Origin of the sequence: Flavobacterium flabelliforme (genome assembly GCF_017948675.1) — a bacterium.
GTDB classification, from domain to species: Bacteria; Bacteroidota; Bacteroidia; order Flavobacteriales; family Flavobacteriaceae; genus Flavobacterium; species Flavobacterium pygoscelis.
On sequence record NZ_JAGFBU010000001.1, the window covers coordinates 1178670 to 1198789 of the forward strand.

Here is a 20120-nt window from a genome sequence, read left to right on the forward strand (position 1 = left end):
TTTTATAATTAACATTGATTATCAACTATTTATAGAACCGATATAATTGTTGATAACTCATAATCTAATGGTTTACTGCTGCTTAAGTTGTTTATTATAACTAAATAATATTATTGTACATATAATTAAAGTCTTGCTTAAAATAACCCTCATTTTTATTGAATAGTATAGACTTACTTTATTTAAATTTGCAGCACACAACTTAAAAAATAGAGTATGAAAATCTCAATAGGAAATGATCACGCAGGACCAGATTACAAAAAAGCAATTGTAGATATGCTTCAAGCAAAAGGATATGAGGTAACTAATTACGGAACCGATACTACAGCAAGTGTTGATTATCCTGATTTTGGTCATCCCGTTGCAACAGATGTTGCCGAAGGAAAAGCTGATTTTGGAATTATTATTTGCGGAAGCGGTAACGGAATTGCGATGACGGCTAACAAACATCAAAAAGTTCGTGCTGCTTTGTGTTGGATGAAAGAAATTGCAGCTTTAGCGCGTCAGCATAACGATGCCAATATTATTAGTATTCCTGCACGTTATACTTCTATTGCACAAGCAGTAGAAATGGTTGAAACTTTCTTAAATACTGATTTTGAAGGCGGAAGACATCAAACTAGAGTGGATAAAATTTCTTGCTAAAAAAATTGCGGTGCTTCGCACCAAATAAATAGGAGCTCAGTTGATAAAACTGGGCTTTTTTTATGCTCTTTCAATGAATTAAAAATATAAGTAAAACCAATAAACCCTTTTGTTTACAATTATTTGGATAATAGATAATTATAGACAAAATATGTTAAAAGCAACTGCATTAAAACAATAAACCAAAACTTTAGTAAGTAACTTTTTTTAGAAGTTTTATGTCTAAAAATAAGCATTGCTAATCCAGAACCAATTGTTCCTCCAAGAAAAACAAATGAGAGTAGTGCTTTTTCAGAAATGCGGCTTTTGTTTTTTTTAGCTAAATTTTTATCGTAGCCAATTTGTATAAATGATAAAGTACTAATTACTAATAGATATAGAATAAATACAAACATTTTTGTTCTTTTTATAAAGTTTAGAATATTTTAAAAATAGCTTTAATTTAAGAATAGTAGATGGTTTATTTTAAATATCCCATAAAACTTATTGTTACAGGAATCTTAATTTAAATAATAAGCATTTTTTAAATTAAGGAACGCTCTTAATTTAAAAACAGTGTAAAAATTAAATTAAGAACTATATTTGTTTTAAAAAAGTTTTAGAAATGAAGAATTACAAATCAGGCAATTTTGAAAATCAAGGCTATTATAAAAGTTTTCAACCCTCCTTTATTGATAAAATTTGGTTGCTTGAAGATATGGAAATTCAACAATTACTCTCAAAAGCTGATAGACAATTAGGAAGATTGGATATGTATTCAGAATATATTCCAAATATTGATATGTTTATCAGCATGCACGTCCTTAAAGAAGCTACACAAAGTAGTAAAATTGAAGGAACACAGACCAATATTGAAGAAGCGTTATTAGATATAGAAGATATAGTTTTAGATAAAAGAGACGACTGGGAAGAAGTTCAAAATTATATTGAAGCTATGAATACTGCGATCAAACAGCTGGAGACTTTACCGTTTTCTACTCGCTTGATTAAGGAAACTCATAAAACATTGCTTCAAGGAGTTAGAGGTCATAATAAACAACCTGGTGAATTTCGAACAAGTCAAAATTGGATTGGTGGTGCTTCTATAAATGATGCTACTTTTATTCCGCCAGTTCATAATTCGGTGTCAGAACTAATGAGTGATTTAGAAAAATTTGCACACAATGAAGATTTTTATTTTCCTGATTTACTTAAAATTGCTTTAATTCACTATCAATTTGAAACTATTCATCCTTTTTTGGATGGTAACGGAAGAGTTGGACGGTTGTTGATAACACTTTATTTGGTTGATAAAACTATTCTAAAAAAGCCAATTTTATATTTATCTGATTTTTTTGAAAGAAACCGACAGTTTTATTATGATAATTTGATGAATGTAAGAACCAAAAATGATTTAAAACAATGGTTTAAATTTTTCTTGGTTGGTGTTATTGAAACGGCTAAAAGTGGAATTGAAACCTTTGATGCTGTTTTAAAATTGAAAAAAGAAATAGAAGATAAAATTAAAAAAACTGGGAATAGAAGCCATCACTTACTGAGTATTATGGAAGTTCTCTATCAAAAACCAACAGTTAATGTATTTAAAATTGTAGATATTACAGGTGTTTCACAAGCTACAGCTTATAAAATTTTAGAAGAATTAGTAAGTATGGATATTCTAAAAGAAATAACTGGTGGCAAAAGAGGCAAAGTATATGTATTTAAAAATTATATAAAATTATTCAATTAAAATTCTAATGACTAACATACAATTTATAGCAAAGTTTGTAGCTACCACAGCTATTAACATCCAAAATACGGTTCAATTATTACAAGAAGATTGTACAATTCCCTTTATTTCTCGCTATCGAAAAGATACAACAGGAAATCTAGATGAAGTTCAAATTGAAAATATAGCTAAGTTTCAAAAGGAATATGAAGTTATTGTAAAACGTAAAGAGGCTATTTTAAAATCTATTGAAGAGCAAAAAGCACTTTCCCCTGAATTAAAATCTAAAATTGAAACAAGTTTTGATTTACAGGAATTAGAAGATTTTTATTTGCCTTTTAAAAAGAAGAAAAAAACAAAAGCTGATGTGGCTCGTGAAAACGGATTAGAACCTTTAGCTAAAATTATTATGGCTCAACGAAATGACGATATCGATTTCTTGGCAACAAAATATTTGAATGACAATGTAATTAATGAAGAATTGGCTTTGCAAGGAGCTAGAGATATTATTGCAGAATGGATTAACGAAAACATTTATGTGCGTAAGCAATTGCGTAGATTGTATCAAAGGAAAGCTAATATTACCACAAAAGTTGTAAAATCTAAAAAAGAGGACGAAAATGCTCAAAAATTCAATCAGTATTTTGATTGGTCAGAGCCTTTAAGTAAAACACCTTCCCATCGATTATTAGCGATGCTTCGAGCTGAAAACGAAGGTTTTGTAAAAATGAAAATCGAAGTAGATACGGAGGAAGTTTACGATTTAATTGATGAAATAATTTTAAAAAAACAAAGCAATTCAACTTCTCATGTGCAGCTTGCTATTGAGGATAGTTTTAAACGTCTTTTAAATCCTGCTATTTCAAATGAAAGTTTGCAAGAAGCAAAGGTTAAGGCTGATGCCAATTCTATTCAGGTTTTTGCTAATAATTTAGGACAGTTATTATTGGCACCGCCCTTAGGAGAAAAACGAATTTTAGCGATTGATCCAGGATTTAGAAGTGGTTGTAAAATTGTTTGTTTAGACGAAAAAGGAGATTTGTTATACAATGAAACAATTTATCCGCACGCACCACAAAAAGAGGAAGCGATGGCGATGAAAAAAATTCGTTCGATGGTGAATTCCTATAAAATTGATGCTATTTCTATAGGAAACGGAACCGCATCTCGTGAAACAGAATTTTTTATTAAGAAAATTGCTTTTGATAAACCCGTACAAGTTTTTATTGTCAGTGAAGCTGGTGCTTCAGTATATTCAGCCTCTAAAATTGCCAGAGACGAATTTCCTAATTATGATGTTACGGTTCGAGGTTCGGTTTCTATAGGTAGACGACTTTCGGATCCGTTGGCTGAATTGGTAAAAATTGACCCAAAAGCGATTGGTGTTGGACAATACCAACATGATGTAGATCAAAATAAATTAAAAGAAGAATTGGATAATACCGTAATTCGTTGCGTGAACTCGGTTGGAATTAATATCAATACTGCCAGTAAACACTTATTGAGTTATGTGAGTGGAATAGGAGAGAAGTTGGCCGAGAATATCGTTCAATATCGATCGGAAAATGGCCCATTTACAGACAGAAAGCAACTTAAAAAAGTGCCTAGATTAGGAGAAAAAGCATACCAACAAGGTGTTGCATTTATCCGAATTTCGAATGCTAAAAATCCGCTAGATAACTCGGCAGTCCATCCTGAGGCTTACGGAATTGTTGAAAAAATGGCTAAGGATTTAAAATTGACAGTCAATGATTTAATTGCTAATCCTGAAAAAACAGCTTTAATAAAACCAGAAAATTACAGTACACCAGAAATAGGGTTACTAGGGTTAAAAGATATTATTAAAGAACTCGAAAAACCAGGATTAGATCCTAGAAAGTCGGCTAAGGTTTTTGAATTTGATCCCAATGTGAAATCAATAAAAGATATAAAAACAGGAATGATTTTGCCAGGAATTGTCAATAATATTACCAATTTTGGATGTTTTGTTGATATTGGTGTGAAAGAAAGTGGCTTAGTTCACATTTCACAACTCAAAGCGGGTTTTGTAAGCGATGTAAATGAAGTAGTAAAATTACACCAACACGTTCAGGTAAAAGTTACTGAGGTTGATGAGGATAGAAAAAGGATTCAGCTAACGATGATACTATAACCAACAAAAAAATCCAAATTACATAAGTTTATCTTATGTAATTTGGATTTTTTAAGTATTGAAATTAAAGAAATTTATTCTTTTGTTTCGTCTTCTTTTTTATTTGCTGGTTGGTCATCCTTAGCGGCATTCTTGAATTCTTTAATTCCGCTTCCTAAACCTTTCATTAATTCTGGAATTTTTTTACCTCCAAAAAGTAATAAAACAACAGCTAATATAACCAGGATTTCTGTAACACCTAATCTTCCCATGATTGAATAATTTATTGCCGCAGCAAATTTGTACTAAAACGTTGGGCAAAGGTATATAGAATTCCTTAATGGAAAAGTATTTTAATGCATTTATTTGGTTTCAAAAGCGTTAAAAATTTATTAAAAATAAATTTAGGTAAGAGCATTGTGACAAACACTTACGAATACAATCAACAACAATAATTGTTATATTTGTTCAATAATAAAATACGATGCCTAAAAAGAAGCTCAAGAGACGTAAAATCAAAGAAAATTTATTCAATAAAAGACGTTTAATTATTTTAAACGAAGATACTTTTGAAGAAACATTTTCTTTTAAACTTACCTTGATGAATGTGTTTATATTTGCCACTTTAGGAGCGGTAATTATTATTACGGTGACTACTTTTATTATTGCTTTTACACCTCTTAGAGAATTTATACCCGGTTATTCCTCTTCTAAACTAAAAAAAGATGCTACTGAATTGGCTTTAAAATCGGATTCTTTGACTACCGCATTAAAGAAAAATGAAGCCTATATTTTATCGATTAAAAAAGTACTTACAGGTCAATTAGAATATGCCAAATTTAATAAAGATTCAATACTAGCCTCTACTGATGAATTGGTTGAACCCGAATTATTAAAAGCCTCTAAGGAAGAATTAGAATTAAGAAAAGAGGTTTCTGAAGAAGAAAAAACTAGTTTATTAACTAAAAAGCCAGTTTCTAAGAAAGAAAAGAATAAGAAATAAAACAAGCAATATCCTCTGCCTTTGTGCCTTTTTGGCAAAACTAAAATAACTATGTCTATAAAATCTATCGCAGCAAAATTGTTTGCACAAAAAATATACAATAAAACACAAGTTTGGGTTAATAATCCTGTGGAAACACAAAAAAAAGTTTTTTTGCATTTAATCAAAGAGGCTAAAAACACACAGTTTGGTAAAGATCATGATTTTGAAAAAATAAAAACTACAACTGATTTTGCTCAACAAGTTCCCGTTCGGGATTACGAAGCATTAAAACCTTATGTAGATCAAGTGGTTAACGGAGCTGAAAATATTCTTTGGAAAGGCAAGCCGTTATATTTTGCCAAAACTTCAGGAACTACTTCTGGTGCCAAATACATTCCGTTAACAAAGGAATCCATGCCATATCATATTGAAGCGGCTAGAAATGCCATTCTGCACTATATTCATGAAACGGGAAAATCTGATTTTGTTGATGGAAAAATGATTTTTTTACAAGGAAGTCCAATTTTAGAAGAGAAAAATGGAGTGAAACTAGGTCGTTTATCTGGAATTGTAGCTCATTTTGTTCCCAAATACCTTCAAAAAAATAGAATGCCTTCATGGGAAACCAACTGTATTGAAGATTGGGAAACCAAAGTAAATGCAATTGTAGAGGAAACTTTTGACAAGGATATGTCTGTGATTTCAGGAATTCCTTCTTGGGTTCAAATGTATTTTGAAAAATTGCAGGAAAAAGGAGGGATGCCTGTTGGTGAAATTTTCAAAAACTTTAATTTATTCATTTATGGCGGTGTCAATTATGAACCCTATCGCGCTAAATTTGAAAATTTAATTGGAAGAAAAGTAGATAGCATCGAGTTATTTCCAGCTTCTGAAGGTTTCTTTGCTTATCAAGATTCGCAGAAAGAAAAAGGAATGTTATTGCTTTTAAATGCTGGTATTTTTTATGAATTTATAAAAAGTGATGAATTTCATTTAGATAATCCTAAACGGTATACGATTGGCGAAGTAGCATTAAATGTGAATTATGTTTTAATTATTTCAACCAATGCCGGACTTTGGGGTTATAATATTGGTGACACCGTTCAATTTGTATCTTTAAAACCGTATCGAATCATCGTTTCAGGTAGGATTAAGCATTATATTTCGGCTTTTGGAGAGCACGTTATTGGTAAAGAAGTAGAAAGTGCTTTGCAAGAAGCTATTTTAGGAACTACAATTCGTATTAATGAATTTACGGTTGCTCCTCAAATTACACCAACAACTGGTTTGCCTTATCATGAGTGGTTTATTGAGTATGAGAACGAACCAGAAGACAGCGTAACTTTTGCGCAAGCGATTGATAATGCGATGCGCAAGCAAAATATGTATTACGATGATTTGATCGTTGGTAAAGTGTTGCAAAAATTAGTGGTCACTCCAGTGGTTAAAAATGGTTTTCAAGACTATATGAAATCCATCGGTAAATTAGGTGGCCAGAATAAAATTCCTCGTCTTTCAAACGATAGGAAGATTGTCGATTTATTAAAAAGAAAATAAATGTCTTACCTTTGAAGGTTAGAAAATAATTAGAAAATGAAAGAAACAAAAAATATATCTCGTTCGAGAGCACAAGAATCATCAGCAGCTATTGAAAAAATGTACATTACGATGCGTCATCTTTTTAATAGAGGATTTTACAAACCTATGGGAGTTTCTGGAGATACGTTGCGTGAAGCTTTACTGGCATTGCGTCCAGAAATTTACGGAAACATTGGAGAAGAAAAGGTAGAGTTAAATGGTCTTTTATATGTAATTGAGCGTCTTCCGGTAGGAATAGAGGAATGCCGATTTATTAATTTAACTTCGGATGAAGGCTATTCTAAATCCCATTTTCAGGCTATTGTACCGCCTAAAAGACGTCGCAATTGTTACCGTATCGATGAGGAACAAATGAATGTTGAAATTACAAGAGGTCGATCTGATATTTATGATATTCTAACGCATTTGACATTTATTTTTATTGAATCTCATAAAATCAGAAATAGAGTTTTACTAGATGATGCAGGCGAAGTTTCTCGTGATTGGTTTAAATTAGAGCAAGCTGTTTCGCAAAAGAAAAAACTGACTCTTGTAGAAAAAGAAAAAGCAATTTCGCATGCGGCAAACATTTTAGGTAGAACTTTCGAGGAAGTTTTAAATATTTATGATGCTTTTGGTTCAACCGCTTCGCCAGACCGATTTTTGCACGTTATTTTTTGGTTGGGAAAATTAGCAATAGAGGAAATTGTTGATGATAATAAACGAACAATCACCTTTAGTCCTATTCTAAGAGAACGCTTAGGACATCACATTCACGGTGAAGTTTGGGCTACAAATATTAAGAAGGTTTTAGAAGAAAATAAACTTTTAGACCGTCCTATTCATGTTATTAGTGCTAACATGCACTCGGTTATGAACTCCATTTTTGCAACAGAGGTTTTAAAAACGAAGTTCAAAGACAAATCAGATTTCTTTATTTATGAGGAATTGAGTAAATCTGGAGCAGATGTTCTAAGAAATGAAGTTTCGGATGTAGCCTTAAAGCACGGAATGATCTCTTTGCCAGATACTTCTGGAACTAATATTGACGTTCAAATTTTTGATACAGCAAAATTAAACTGGTCTAAAACATCATTTGCAAACGCAACTATTGGTGATAAAAAACCCGTACTTATTGTTATGGATTATGCCTTTGGTGAACAAGCCTATGAAACGATTGACGAATTATTAAAGCCTTATAAAAAAGACATTCTTTTGAACGTGGAGTCGGTTTCTATAATGGGGAAAGCAGGAATTCTAGAAGGTGGAAAAGGAGATATAATGATTCCGAATGCCCACATTAACGAAGGTACTGCAGACAATTATTTTTTCGAAAATGAATTATCAGCAGAAATGTTTGAAGGAAATGACATTGCCGTTTTTGCTGGACCAATGGTTACAGTACTTGGAACCTCATTACAAAATAGAGATTTACTAAAATTTTTCCATGAATCTACTTGGGGAATTATTGGTCTTGAGATGGAAGGTTCTTACTATCAAAAAGCCATACAATCGGCATCTAAAATCAGAAAAAGTGTTCCTCATGACGTCAAGGTAAGATACGCGTATTACGCCTCAGATAATCCATTAGAAACCGGAAGTACATTGGCTTCGGGTGGTTTAGGGACAACAGGAGTAAAACCAACCTATTTGATTACTATTAAAATATTGGAACAAATTTTCCAGGTTAAATAGTAACATTCAAGTCGCTGTATTAAAGAAGTAAAATAACAGAATATCGCAAACTTACCCTAGTTTGTAAAACCTTTATTGGAGAATCAAATCCTAGTAAATTAAGGAAGAAATCCAACATAATAATCAATATATGAAAAGAATACTTATTACTGGAGCTGCAGGATTTTTAGGCTCTCATCTTTGTGACCGTTTCATAAAAGAAGGTTATTTTGTAATGGGCATGGATAACCTTATTACAGGAGATTTAAAAAACATAGAACATCTTTTTAAATTAGAAAACTTCGAGTTTTATCATCACGATATTACGAAGTTTGTTCATGTTCCTGGAAATTTAGATTATATTCTTCATTTTGCATCGCCCGCAAGTCCGATAGATTACTTAAAAATACCGATTCAAACCTTAAAAGTGGGTTCTTTAGGCACACATAATCTTTTAGGATTGGCTAGAGTAAAGCAAGCAAGAATTCTTATTGCATCGACCTCTGAAGTTTATGGTGATCCACTAGTTCATCCTCAGACCGAAGAATATTATGGAAATGTAAATACGATTGGTCCAAGAGGTGTTTATGATGAAGCCAAGCGATTTCAGGAATCTATTACAATGGCCTACCATACTTTTCATGGTGTAGAAACTAGAATTGTTCGCATTTTTAATACCTATGGTCCAAGAATGCGACTCAATGATGGTCGTGTTATTCCGGCATTTATAGGGCAAGCCATACGAGGTGAAGATTTAACCATTTTTGGTGACGGAATGCAAACGCGTTCTTTTTGTTATGTAGATGATCAAGTAGAAGGAATTTTTAGATTGTTACATTCAGATTATGTATATCCTGTAAATATTGGAAATCCAGATGAAATTACGATTAAAGATTTTGCCGAAGAAATTATAAAATTAACCGGAACCAATCAAAAAGTAGTCTATCATGAACTTCCTGTAAATGATCCTTTGCAACGCCGTCCAGACACCACTAAGGCTAAAGAGTTACTAGGATGGGAAGCTAAAGTTGGTCGTGAAGAAGGAATGAAAATAACGTATGATTACTTTAGATCTTTGTCAAAAGAAGAATTATCTAAGGAAGAGCATAAAGATTTTTCAAGCTATATCAAGTAGTGAAAACAAAAGTAGGAAGATATTCAGTTTACATTCGCCCTTTTTCATATTGGATTGATTTAATAATCATTAATGTTTTGAGTATTTATTTAATACCTCACGACAATCAGTTTTGGTATGTTATTTTGATAAGCGCAGCATGGATACTTACTGCCATTTATCTCGGTTTTTATGAAATATATCGCTATACAAAGAGCATTGCAATTGCAAATAAAACCATAAAACAGGCTGCTTTGTTTGGTTTATTTTGTTTGATTCTGGAGTTGTTTGATTCAGAATCTAATCCTCCAAAAAGAGTTGTTTTTTACATAGTTGTAGCGGTTAGTCTTGTTTTTTTTGTCAAAGTATCTATTTATTATTTTTTAAGAAAATATAGAGTATGGTACGGCGGAAATTTTAGAACTGTTGTATTGTTGGGGAATGAGGAAAGGATTAATCCTTTGAAACATTTCTTTACCGATAACCCAGATTATGGCTATAACTTAACCCAAGTTTTTTTATTGAAAGAAGCAAATGAAGAAAGTATAAAGAGATGTCTTTCTTTTGTAACTGAAGAAAATATTGATGAAATTTATTGTTCTATCGCCGATTTATCGCCAGAGCAAATTGCTGATGTTATTGATTTTGCTGATAATAATTTTAAAACATTAAAATTTATTCCCGACGAAAAGCAAATCCTATCCTCCAATGTAAAGTTCGAATTTTACGATTACATTCCTGTCATGTCCTTGAGGAATATCTTGCAGGAAGAAGATTTTAATAAAGTAATAAAACGAATTTTTGATCTTGTTTTTTCTTGCTTTATAATAATAACCGTATTGTCATGGTTGCTACCTATAATGGCTGTTTTAATAAAATTAGAATCGAAAGGACCATTATTTTTTGTTCAAAAAAGAAGCGGAATCAATTCTAAGAATTTCAATTGTTATAAATTCCGATCAATGGAATTAAACGATGCAGCCGATATGAAATTGTCATCTAAAAATGATGTTAGAATCACTAAGGTGGGAAAATTTATTCGTAAAACAAGTATCGATGAATTGCCACAATTTTTTAATGTTTTCTTGGGAGAAATGTCTGTTGTTGGTCCAAGACCACATATGATCAGTGTTACTGATTTATATGCTACCAAAATCGATAAATTCATGGTTCGACATTTTGTAAAACCAGGAATCACAGGATTAGCACAAACCAAAGGATATAGAGGCGAAGTAGAAACCGATACTGATATAATTAATAGAGTAAAATATGATATTTTTTATATTGAAAATTGGTCTATTTTGTTAGATATAAAAATCATTTTCATCACGATATTCCATATTTTGCGTGGCGACGATAAAGCTTATTAAACATGAAAAATCCATTGGTTTCTATAATTACGCCTGCTTTTAATTCTGAAAAATACATTACAGAATCAATTCAATCTGTTTTAAATCAAACCTATCAAAACTGGGAAATGATTATTGTAGATGACGCTTCTAGTGATGCTACAATCTCAATTATAGAAGAATTTATAAAAAAAGACAATCGGATAAAAATTTGTAAACATCATGAGAATGCAGGAACCGGAATTGCTAGAAATACAGCTTTGAATGAAACTTCTGGAAAATACATTGCTTTTTTAGATGCGGATGATGTATGGAAACCAACAAAATTAGAAAAGCAAGTACATTTTCTCCAAATAAATAAAATCCCTTTCACTTTTTCTTTTTACGAAATTATAGATGAAAACGGAAAAGCATTGAATAAAAGAATCGAATCACCTTTAATCTTGAGTTACCAACAATTGTTTTTTTGTAATTATGTTGGAAATCTCACGGGAATTTATGATGTTGATTATTTTGGAAAAATAAGTATTTCGTCTATCAGAAAGCGTCAAGATTGGATGTTGTGGCTCAGGATTTTACAAAAAATTAAATCAGCTCCAGTAATTCCTGAAAGTTTGGCCTATTATCGCATTCGAAAAAATTCGATCTCTGCTTCAAAATTTGATTTAGTGTACCATAATTTTAAGGTTTATAGAACCTTTCATGGGTATAATTTATTCGTTTCATTATTGTGTATGACTGGATTTTTATTTACACAATTGCTGATAAAACCACGATATATTAAAGCAATGATTTAAATTGTTTTAATTTTCCTCTATTGCTTCGATCTAGAGTTCGTTTTCTGGTAAATTTAAATTTTAAATCAGGCTCCAGATACAAATCAATAGCTTGTTTAATTTTATTTATTTGTTCCAAATTCAATTCTTTTTCGCTAACATATTCAATTTCGAATAAATCTAATTTGGTTTGTTTAATCACGAATTCCTTTACGTTTCCATCATCTTCAATAATACTTTTTGTAATGTAATAGAAAGTTAAACCAGGCGTTTTTTTGCCGCTAGGTAAAACGGCAAAGTCATTGGTACGACCCAATAATTTCTTTAAAATAGGTTTTTGTAAGGTGCTTTTTTCATCTAGTATTCCAATATCACCAATATCATAACGAATAAACGGATGTGCTTTATTAAATAAGGAAGTAATTACGATTCGGCCCGACACACCATAGGGAACGGGTTGATCATTTTTGTCTATTATTTCTACAAAAAGTGTTTCTGCATTTACTTGCCATTGCTGTTCCGTATTTTGAAAAGCTATTAAATCCAGTTCTGAAGCTCCATATTCATTGACGATAGGAATGCCAAATTGCTTTTCTAATAGGATTTTATCCTCTTCAAAAAGCATCTCAGATGTTACAATACAAACTTTTAAAGTGGGACAAATATCCGATAAAATTATATTTTTTTTCTGAAGGAATTTTGCAAATAAAACGATAGAACTCGTATAGCCATTAATATAATCAAATTTCTTTTTTTCAAACTCTTTCAACATCACTTCTAATGCTCGATCTGATAAATCAAAAATAGAGAAACGATAGCGATTGCTTAAAAAGTCTTTGACTCTTTCCTTTTTGTTGCCTAAAAAATCCAGCGGAATTCCATAAAAACGCGCTTGAAAGGAAGTGTTAAAATCAATTCCGTACCAACTAAAACGGTATATATTTGAAGCCCAAGTCAAAGCGTGGCTGTATTTATCTTTTGCAAAAACAAAAGGCTCGCCACTAGAACCTGAAGTTTTATTGATGTAACTATTTTTTGAAGAATATCCTTTAGAAAACCTTTCTAATAATGGTTTTTGTAAATTTTTTTTATTTAAAATGGGTAAATCATTCCAATTTTTAAAAGTTTTTATACCCACTAATTCCTGATAAAAAGAATTGTTTTCTAAATGAAAAGTGACAATTTCTTGTTTTTTATTTTCTATAAAAAGGGCATGTTCTTGTTCAGACAATGCTAGAATTTCTCGCAATTCCTTTTTAGCTTTCTGTATAGGAAAACCATTTAATAAAAGCGATAAGTCAAAAATTCGAAACATTTTACAAGGATATTTTATCAAAAATAATATATACCACCAACTAATAATCAGGAAGTGGCAAATTTTTGAAAATTAATTATTTTTTACGTCCAAAAGCAATTATTTTTGCACCTCCTTGAAAAAGGGAAACACACAACTAAAAAACACACAAAATGAGAATTTTACTATTGGGTTCAGGAGGTAGAGAACATGCCTTTGCATGGAAAATGATTCAAAGTCCACTTTGCGAGACTCTTTTTGTAGCACCCGGAAATGCTGGAACTGCTACAATAGCCACAAATGTTGCTTTGAGTCCTACAGATTTTGATGCTATTAAATCATTTGTGATCCAAGAAAAGGTAACTATGGTAGTAGTAGGTCCTGAAGATCCTTTAGTAAAAGGGATTTATGATTTCTTTTTGAATGATACTGCCTTAAAACACATTCCAGTAATTGGTCCCTCTAAATTAGGTGCGCAATTAGAAGGAAGTAAAGAATTTGCAAAGGAATTTTTAATCCGACATAATATTCCAACAGCTGCTTACGATAGTTTTACTGCTGAAACGGTAGAAAAAGGATGTGAATTTCTAGAAACATTGCAACCGCCTTATGTATTAAAAGCAGATGGATTAGCAGCAGGAAAAGGAGTTTTGATCATTCAAGATTTAGCTGAAGCCAAAGAGGAATTAAGAAATATGCTCGTGCACCAAAAATTTGGTAATGCGAGTTCAAAAGTGGTAATTGAAGAATTTCTAGACGGAATAGAACTGAGCTGTTTTGTTTTGACAGACGGAAAAAATTATAAAATTCTACCTACTGCAAAAGATTACAAGCGCATAGGCGAAGGCGATACAGGATTGAATACAGGCGGAATGGGAGCCGTTTCTCCAGTTCCTTATGTTGATGCTGTTTTGATGGAAAAGATTGAAACACGCATCGTAAAACCAACAATTGATGGTTTTAAAAAAGATGGTATTCCGTATAAAGGTTTTGTTTTTATCGGATTAATCAATGTCAATGACGAACCTATTGTGATCGAGTATAACGTGAGAATGGGTGATCCAGAAACAGAAGTAGTGATTCCGAGATTGAAAACCGATTTAGTCGAGTTATTTTTGGCTGTAGCCAATGAAAAGCTGGATGAGATTACACTAGAAGTAGACGAAAGAAGTGCCACTACAATTATGGTTGTTTCTGGAGGTTATCCGGAAGATTTTGAAAAAGGAAAAGTAATTTCGGGATTAGAAACCATCCAAGATTCAATTGTTTTTCACGCAGGAACCAAATTAGATAACGGAAATGTTGTTTCTAATGGAGGAAGAGTTTTAGCAATTACATCTTACGGAAATAATTTTGAAGAGGCCATAAAAAAATCTTACCAAAATATAGATAAACTAAATTTTGATAAGATGTATTTTAGAAAAGATATTGGAAACGATTTAAAATAGTTTCGAGCTATCGTTCACTTTTTGTTTAAATCTTATTTAAAGAAAGAGTGAGCGGTAGTATCTTGCTTTTCAGTACCTGCATCTTCAAACATTTTTAATTGTTTGATCCAATATACCATTGCAGCCGCACAAATAATCATGAAAATCCAGTTAATTGTATTTGCTGCAAACCAAGATCTTAACTCTAATGAGCGTAAAAAATCTTGAGGAGCAAATAAGATGTCTACAAATAAGTATTGTATTGCTTCGAAAAATGCTTTCATAATGTATAAAATTAATTTTAGTAGTTGTTTTTTGTGGTAGGACGAGTTAAAAAGGGACTTTTTAGGAATCTTTTCAAACTAGCAGGGCTTACTTTTTAAACAAGTCTTATATTTACCGACACAAAAGTATAAAATATCCGTATGATAACAAGTGTTTTTAGAAAATCTACACCATTAAATTTTTTATTTGTTGGAATTTTAATGTTGTTCTTCTTTTTAATATTTCAATTTCAAGATTTGTCATGGACAAAATCCATTTTTTCAATACTAACAAAGATAGGATTGTTTTGTCTTTTGTTGGCTTCTTTATTCGTATCCAATTTTATAGCAAAGCGAAATGTACTGACCAAGGACAGTACCTTTACGATCTTTTTTTCCTTTCTGTTTCTGCTTTTCTTTCCATCCGTATTTAGCAATACGAATCTAATTATTGCTAATTTTTTTATTCTGCTTGCCTTACGAAGATTACTTTCTTTACAATCGCTAAAAGCCTCTAAGGAAAAAATATTTGATGCCTCTTTTTGGATCTTTATGGCCTCCTTATTCTATTTTTGGAGTGTTCTATTTATAATTTTAGTTTTTATATCGATCATTTTTCATGTTTCCAGAGATTATAGAAACTGGATACTGCCATTTATTGCTTTTTTTATAGTCGGAACATTATACTCCCTCTATGTTACTCTTTTTAATCTAAGCGGATTTGATTATTTTATTAAAACCGTACATACCAATTTTGAAATCTCCTATTTTACTAATAATTACCAAAACGCGGCATTTTCTATATACGCTACAATTGCGCTGTTTTTCTTAGTATCAATGTTTTCAACAATGTCTAATAAACCTCAAGTTTCTCATACCTCTTTCAAAAAAATAATAGCATCCTTTTTCATTGGAGTTATAATTTTTTTGGTTGCACCAGAGAAAAGCAATGACTTGTTAATTTTCACGATTGCTCCTTTGGCCATTATGACCACCAGTCATATAGAAATGCCACAACTTAGATTGAATCAGGAAATAGTGTTATATGTACTTATTATTTGTAGTGTTTTTGCTTTCTTTAGCCAGTTATAATTTCGGACCGTAGGCTAAATCACCAGCATCTCCTAACCCAGGAACGATGTAATTTTTAGCATCTAGACTATCGTCTAAAGTAGCAATCCAAAGATGACAATTTTCTGGTAAATGATCTTCTAAATGGGCAATACCTTCGGGGGTTGCAATCACAACAGCAATATGAATTTCCTTTGGATTTCCTCTTTCCATTAATTTATTATAAACAGCAATTATAGATTGACCAGTTGCTAACATTGGGTCAAGTAATAATACATTCTTTTTATTGATGTCTGCTACGGCTTGATAATCGACTTTAATTTCAAAATAATCATCGTTGTTTGGATGATGTCTGAAAGCCGAAATAAAACCATTTTCGGCACTGTCAAAATAATTTAGAAAACCTTGGTGCAAAGGCAAACCAGCCCGTAGTATAGAACATAAAACTATTGGGTCATTAATTTCGGTAGTCTTTTTTATACCAAGTGGGGTTTGGATTTCCACGTTTTTATAAATCAATTCTTTGCTTAATTCATACGACATGATTTCACCAATTCGCTCAATATTTCTTCGAAAACGCATGCTGTCCTTATGAACATCAACATTTCTAATTTGTCCTAAAAAATGGTTCAGGATACTATTGTTTTCTGATAAAATATGAATTTGCATGATTTATTTTTTGATATTAAACTTCTACAGTTTTTGTTAAACCATAAAAGTATAAAAAGTATCTTTGTAATTATTAAATATAAAAATATGTTTTCAAAATTAGCTTATTCCGTATTCGAACAAAGTATTAAGGATTATCATCAATTTGATAATGTAGATCAACCCATCAACAATCCGTTTCCAAAAGATAAATTTGAACATTTGTTGTATCATAAAAACTGGATTGATACCGTACAATGGCATTTTGAAGATATTATTAGAGATCCAAACATTGATCCTGTTGCAGCTTTGACTCTAAAAAGAAGAATTGATGCTTCTAATCAAGAACGTACCGATATGGTAGAATATATTGATAGTTATTTTTTGCAAAAATACAGCACGGTAGTCATCAAAGACAATGCAAAAATTAACTCTGAAAGTCCGGCTTGGGCTTTTGATAGATTGTCTATTTTAGCGCTTAAAATTTATCATATGAATGAAGAGGCGACTCGCGCAGAAGCTTCTCAAGACCACAGAGACAAATGTCAAGTAAAACTGAATATTTTGTTAGAGCAAAGAACTGATTTATCAACAGCTATCGATGATTTATTGACTGATATCGAAAAAGGTGATAAATTCATGAAAGTGTACAAGCAAATGAAAATGTACAATGACGACGACTTAAATCCCGTTTTGTACCAAAATAAGAAGTAATTTCAGGAGCTTTTTCCAGCTTTCCATTACAATTCCTCACAAAAAAAGTACCGTTTCTATGGTCCTAAAAAGAGCTTCCGCTAGTCGCTTTTTTAGAACCAGAAACGTTACTTTTTTTGTTCCGGGATTTTCATTTCAATCTGGGCTAAGATCCTAAGAATAAATATTTATACTTGTCAAAAAACACCAAACATATCGCTGTCATGAGACTTTCCGCAATGGGAGATGTGGCTATGACGGTTCCTGTTTTACGCGCTTTTGTAAAACAATATCCATCGGTTCAAGTCACCGTAATTTCGCGACCTTTCTTTAAGCCTTTTTTTGAAGGAATTCCTAATGTTTCCTTTTTTGCTTTCGACGAAAAAGAAAGGCACAAAGGTTTTTTGGGATTACTTCGATTATTTCAAGATGTAAGAGCGCTTCACGTTGACGCTTTTGCTGATTTGCACAATGTATTGCGTTCTCAAATTATCCGAAATCTTTTTCTAGTAACAGGAAAAAAAGTAGCTGCGGTAGATAAAGGTCGTGCTGGTAAAAAAGAATTAACGCGCGCCGACAACAAAGTATTCCAGCAATTACCAACGATGTTCGAAAGGCATGCTGAGGTTTTTAAAACACTTGGTTATCCAATAGATTTATCTCTTGAGCTAGAATTTCCCCAAAAAACGGTCTTAAGTGCAGAAATTACAGACTTAATTGGCGAAAATTATCAAAAATTAATCGGAATAGCTCCTTTTGCACAATACGATTCTAAAGTGTATCCTTTGGATTTAATGAAAGAAGTCCTCGCAAAATTGTCCGAAAATAAAGAGCATACTATTTTGCTTTTTGGTGGTGGAAAAAAAGAAATCGAAATTTTAGATTCACTTGCCACTCCTTTTAAAAATGTAATAAATGTAGCGGGAAAAATTAAATTTCAACAGGAATTAAAACTGATCAGTAATCTAGATGTAATGCTTTCTATGGATTCTGGTAATGCTCATATTGCAGCAATGCTTGGTGTAAAAGTAGTAACACTTTGGGGTGCAACTCATCCTTTTGCTGGTTTTTCCCCTTTTAATCAACCCATAGAAAATGCTTTGGTTTCAGATAGAGAAAAGTATCCTATGTTACCAACATCAGTTTATGGCAATAAAAAAGTAGAAGGATATGATGAGGTAATGCGAACTATTTTACCAGAGAGTGTAGTTTTTCGTATTCAGTCGTTACTGTAGTTTTTAAATTATTATGAAGGCAATTTTATTTGGCTTACAGCCAAATCCCATTTTCTCTACATCTAACCTGCAAATATCGTTTTAAATTAGAAATAGATACTTCAAAATCAGGAGATTCTAAACCAAAGCGTATCGATTCTTTTTGTTGTTTTTCGGTTTCTTCACACGCTTTTACAATTTCTTTGAGCATGTCCAGCATGATTAATTGCTTGTTTTCGTTTTGATGAAATTTTAAATCGACTAATTCGTCTTGCAACTTTTCACAGTAGTCCAAAAGTTGTTCGACTTCTGTTTCTTCCAGAAGATTAGGTTTGTTTTTAAAAATTTCCCGTGGTTTTTTCATTTGGTTTGAAATAAAAAATTCCAAATTCCTATTTTTAAGTAGGAGTTTGGAATTTTAAATTAGTAGTTATTTATTGATTAAACATCATCATAATCAATATAAATGCTTTCTGATGTGGGATGCGCTTGACAGGTAAGGATCAATCCGCTAGCAATTTCTTTATCAGTAAGAATGGAGTTTTTACTCATTTCGGCAGTTCCAGAGGTAACACGAGCCAGACAGCTGCTACAAATTCCGCCTTGGCAAGAATAAGGTGCGTCGATTCCTTGTTTTAATGCCGCATCCAAAACGGTTTGTTTCTGAGACATTTCAAAAGTCGTTTCCTCATCATCAACCATAATGGTGATTTTGGAGTGTCCGCTTAAGGATTTTTCTATAGTGTTTTCTACGATAGAAGCTGCGAATAATTCAAATTTTATAGCAGTATCCTTCACGTTGTGTTCTTTTAAAACATCAGAAACTAGGTTGATCATTGGCTCAGGACCACACAAGTAGAACTTATCAAATTCGAGTTCCTTGTGCTTGTTTTTCAAAACAAAGTTTACTGCTGCTTTCTCAATTCTACCAAATAATGCATTGTCTGTTTTGGCTTGACTGAATACATAATGTACAAAAAGACGACCTACATATTGCAATTGCAAATCGTGTAATTCTTGATGAAAAATCGTTTCCTCGGGAGATTTGTTGCCATAAACCAGTACAAAAGAGCTTTTAGATTCGTTTTTCAATACTGATTTCAATATCGACATTACGGGTGTTATTCCGCTTCCTGCAACAAAAGCAACATAATTTTTTTGTCTGTCTGCTTGTGGTTCAAAAGTAAATTTTCCTTCAGGAGCTCCTACTTCAATGGCGTCACCGGCTTTTAGTTTTGTATTGGCAAATTGAGAAAATGCACCATCTTTTACCGCTTTGACTGCAATGCGAAGTTCACCACTTTCGGGTGATGAACAAATAGAATAGGCACGGCGAATTTCTTGACCATCTAGCGTTAGTTTCAAATTTAGGTATTGACCTGCAATGAATTTATAATTTGCTTTTAGCTCTTCCGGTACGTTAAAAAGTATAGAAACGGCATCTTTAGTTTCGCGTTTTACTTCTTTTATAATTAGTTTTAAAAAGGATGACATGGGATTTTTTTTTTGACAAAGATAATAAACAGATTAGGTTTCTTAAATCAAAGTGT

20 protein-coding genes are annotated in these 20120 nt (G+C 32.0%); 13 read left to right on the plus strand and 7 right to left on the minus strand.

The window, feature by feature from the left end; translation table 11 throughout:
- The first annotated feature begins 216 nt into the window (after nucleotides 1-216).
- Complete coding sequence (gene rpiB / locus J3S90_RS05140; RefSeq protein ID WP_210645198.1) at nucleotides 217-645, plus strand: ribose 5-phosphate isomerase B; 429 nt, start codon at nucleotides 217-219, stop codon at nucleotides 643-645.
- 119 nt (nucleotides 646-764) lie between these two features.
- Here the strand turns inward: rpiB and J3S90_RS05145 are convergent, their stop codons facing one another.
- Complete coding sequence (locus tag J3S90_RS05145) at nucleotides 765-1040, minus strand: DUF1294 domain-containing protein (protein WP_210645200.1); 276 nt, start codon at nucleotides 1038-1040, stop codon at nucleotides 765-767.
- A gap of 209 nt (nucleotides 1041-1249) precedes the next feature.
- Between J3S90_RS05145 and J3S90_RS05150 the strand changes: the two genes are divergently transcribed.
- Together J3S90_RS05150 and J3S90_RS05155 are read left to right on the plus strand one after the other, a co-directional pair.
- Complete coding sequence (locus tag J3S90_RS05150) at nucleotides 1250-2374, plus strand: Fic family protein (RefSeq protein WP_188049280.1); 1125 nt, start codon at nucleotides 1250-1252, stop codon at nucleotides 2372-2374.
- Between the two features lie 7 nt (nucleotides 2375-2381).
- Nucleotides 2382-4505, plus strand: a complete 2124-nt coding sequence (locus J3S90_RS05155) for a Tex family protein (protein WP_210645202.1) — start codon at nucleotides 2382-2384, stop codon at nucleotides 4503-4505.
- 74 nt (nucleotides 4506-4579) lie between these two features.
- On the opposite strand, the gene tatA is transcribed toward J3S90_RS05155, so the two are convergent.
- Entirely contained in the window at nucleotides 4580-4756 is a 177-nt protein-coding gene (gene tatA, locus J3S90_RS05160; protein WP_188049282.1) for a twin-arginine translocase TatA/TatE family subunit, read from the minus strand.
- A gap of 212 nt (nucleotides 4757-4968) precedes the next feature.
- Here tatA and J3S90_RS05165 point away from each other — a divergent pair, with 212 nt between their 5' ends.
- The 6 genes from J3S90_RS05165 to J3S90_RS05190 all read left to right on the plus strand — a co-directional run bounded on the left by J3S90_RS05165 (nucleotide 4969) and on the right by J3S90_RS05190 (nucleotide 11981).
- Nucleotides 4969-5487, plus strand: coding sequence for a peptidase (locus tag J3S90_RS05165; protein WP_210645204.1), 519 nt, complete (start codon nucleotides 4969-4971; stop codon nucleotides 5485-5487).
- A gap of 51 nt (nucleotides 5488-5538) precedes the next feature.
- Nucleotides 5539-7026, plus strand: a complete 1488-nt coding sequence (locus J3S90_RS05170; RefSeq protein WP_210645206.1) for a GH3 family domain-containing protein — start codon at nucleotides 5539-5541, stop codon at nucleotides 7024-7026.
- A gap of 36 nt (nucleotides 7027-7062) precedes the next feature.
- Entirely contained in the window at nucleotides 7063-8742 is a 1680-nt protein-coding gene (locus tag J3S90_RS05175) for a DUF6909 family protein (RefSeq protein ID WP_188049285.1), read from the plus strand.
- A 130-nt stretch (nucleotides 8743-8872) separates the two neighbouring features.
- Nucleotides 8873-9856, plus strand: coding sequence for a UDP-glucuronic acid decarboxylase family protein (locus tag J3S90_RS05180; protein WP_210645208.1), 984 nt, complete (start codon nucleotides 8873-8875; stop codon nucleotides 9854-9856).
- Nucleotides 9856-11205, plus strand: coding sequence for an exopolysaccharide biosynthesis polyprenyl glycosylphosphotransferase (locus tag J3S90_RS05185; protein WP_210645210.1), 1350 nt, complete (start codon nucleotides 9856-9858; stop codon nucleotides 11203-11205). The genes J3S90_RS05180 and J3S90_RS05185 overlap by 1 nt, the downstream gene beginning before the upstream one ends.
- A gap of 2 nt (nucleotides 11206-11207) precedes the next feature.
- Nucleotides 11208-11981: a glycosyltransferase family 2 protein gene (locus J3S90_RS05190; protein WP_210645212.1), complete on the plus strand. Its 774-nt coding sequence runs from the start codon at nucleotides 11208-11210 to the stop codon at nucleotides 11979-11981.
- Here J3S90_RS05190 and J3S90_RS05195 read toward each other — a convergent pair.
- The gene (locus J3S90_RS05195) at nucleotides 11965-13275 is read right to left on the minus strand and encodes a phenylacetate--CoA ligase family protein (RefSeq protein WP_210645214.1); all 1311 of its coding nucleotides are present in this window, start codon (nucleotides 13273-13275) and stop codon (nucleotides 11965-11967) included. The genes J3S90_RS05190 and J3S90_RS05195 overlap by 17 nt on opposite strands.
- Before the next feature lie 152 nt (nucleotides 13276-13427).
- Between J3S90_RS05195 and purD the strand changes: the two genes are divergently transcribed.
- Nucleotides 13428-14702: a phosphoribosylamine--glycine ligase gene (purD, locus tag J3S90_RS05200; protein WP_210645216.1), complete on the plus strand. Its 1275-nt coding sequence runs from the start codon at nucleotides 13428-13430 to the stop codon at nucleotides 14700-14702.
- Between the two features lie 32 nt (nucleotides 14703-14734).
- Here the strand turns inward: purD and J3S90_RS05205 are convergent, their stop codons facing one another.
- Nucleotides 14735-14965, minus strand: coding sequence for a DUF6341 family protein (locus tag J3S90_RS05205; RefSeq protein WP_188049291.1), 231 nt, complete (start codon nucleotides 14963-14965; stop codon nucleotides 14735-14737).
- Nucleotides 14966-15106: 141 nt separating this feature from the next.
- Between J3S90_RS05205 and J3S90_RS05210 the strand changes: the two genes are divergently transcribed.
- Complete coding sequence (locus J3S90_RS05210; RefSeq protein ID WP_188049292.1) at nucleotides 15107-16036, plus strand: DUF6427 family protein; 930 nt, start codon at nucleotides 15107-15109, stop codon at nucleotides 16034-16036.
- Here J3S90_RS05210 and upp read toward each other — a convergent pair.
- Nucleotides 16031-16684, minus strand: a complete 654-nt coding sequence (upp, locus tag J3S90_RS05215; protein WP_210645218.1) for a uracil phosphoribosyltransferase — start codon at nucleotides 16682-16684, stop codon at nucleotides 16031-16033. The genes J3S90_RS05210 and upp overlap by 6 nt on opposite strands.
- A gap of 87 nt (nucleotides 16685-16771) precedes the next feature.
- Here upp and J3S90_RS05220 point away from each other — a divergent pair, with 87 nt between their 5' ends.
- Nucleotides 16772-17377, plus strand: coding sequence for a DUF4254 domain-containing protein (locus J3S90_RS05220; RefSeq protein ID WP_188049294.1), 606 nt, complete (start codon nucleotides 16772-16774; stop codon nucleotides 17375-17377).
- 203 nt (nucleotides 17378-17580) lie between these two features.
- Complete coding sequence (locus J3S90_RS05225) at nucleotides 17581-18591, plus strand: glycosyltransferase family 9 protein (RefSeq protein WP_210645219.1); 1011 nt, start codon at nucleotides 17581-17583, stop codon at nucleotides 18589-18591.
- Nucleotides 18592-18625: 34 nt separating this feature from the next.
- Here the strand turns inward: J3S90_RS05225 and J3S90_RS05230 are convergent, their stop codons facing one another.
- Both J3S90_RS05230 and J3S90_RS05235 read right to left on the minus strand, forming a co-directional pair.
- On the minus strand, nucleotides 18626-18934 hold the full coding sequence (locus J3S90_RS05230; protein ID WP_210645220.1) for a hypothetical protein: 309 nt from the start codon (nucleotides 18932-18934) through the stop codon (nucleotides 18626-18628).
- Nucleotides 18935-19011: 77 nt separating this feature from the next.
- Nucleotides 19012-20064, minus strand: a complete 1053-nt coding sequence (locus J3S90_RS05235; RefSeq protein WP_210645222.1) for a ferredoxin--NADP reductase — start codon at nucleotides 20062-20064, stop codon at nucleotides 19012-19014.
- Nucleotides 20065-20120: the final 56 nt, after the last annotated feature.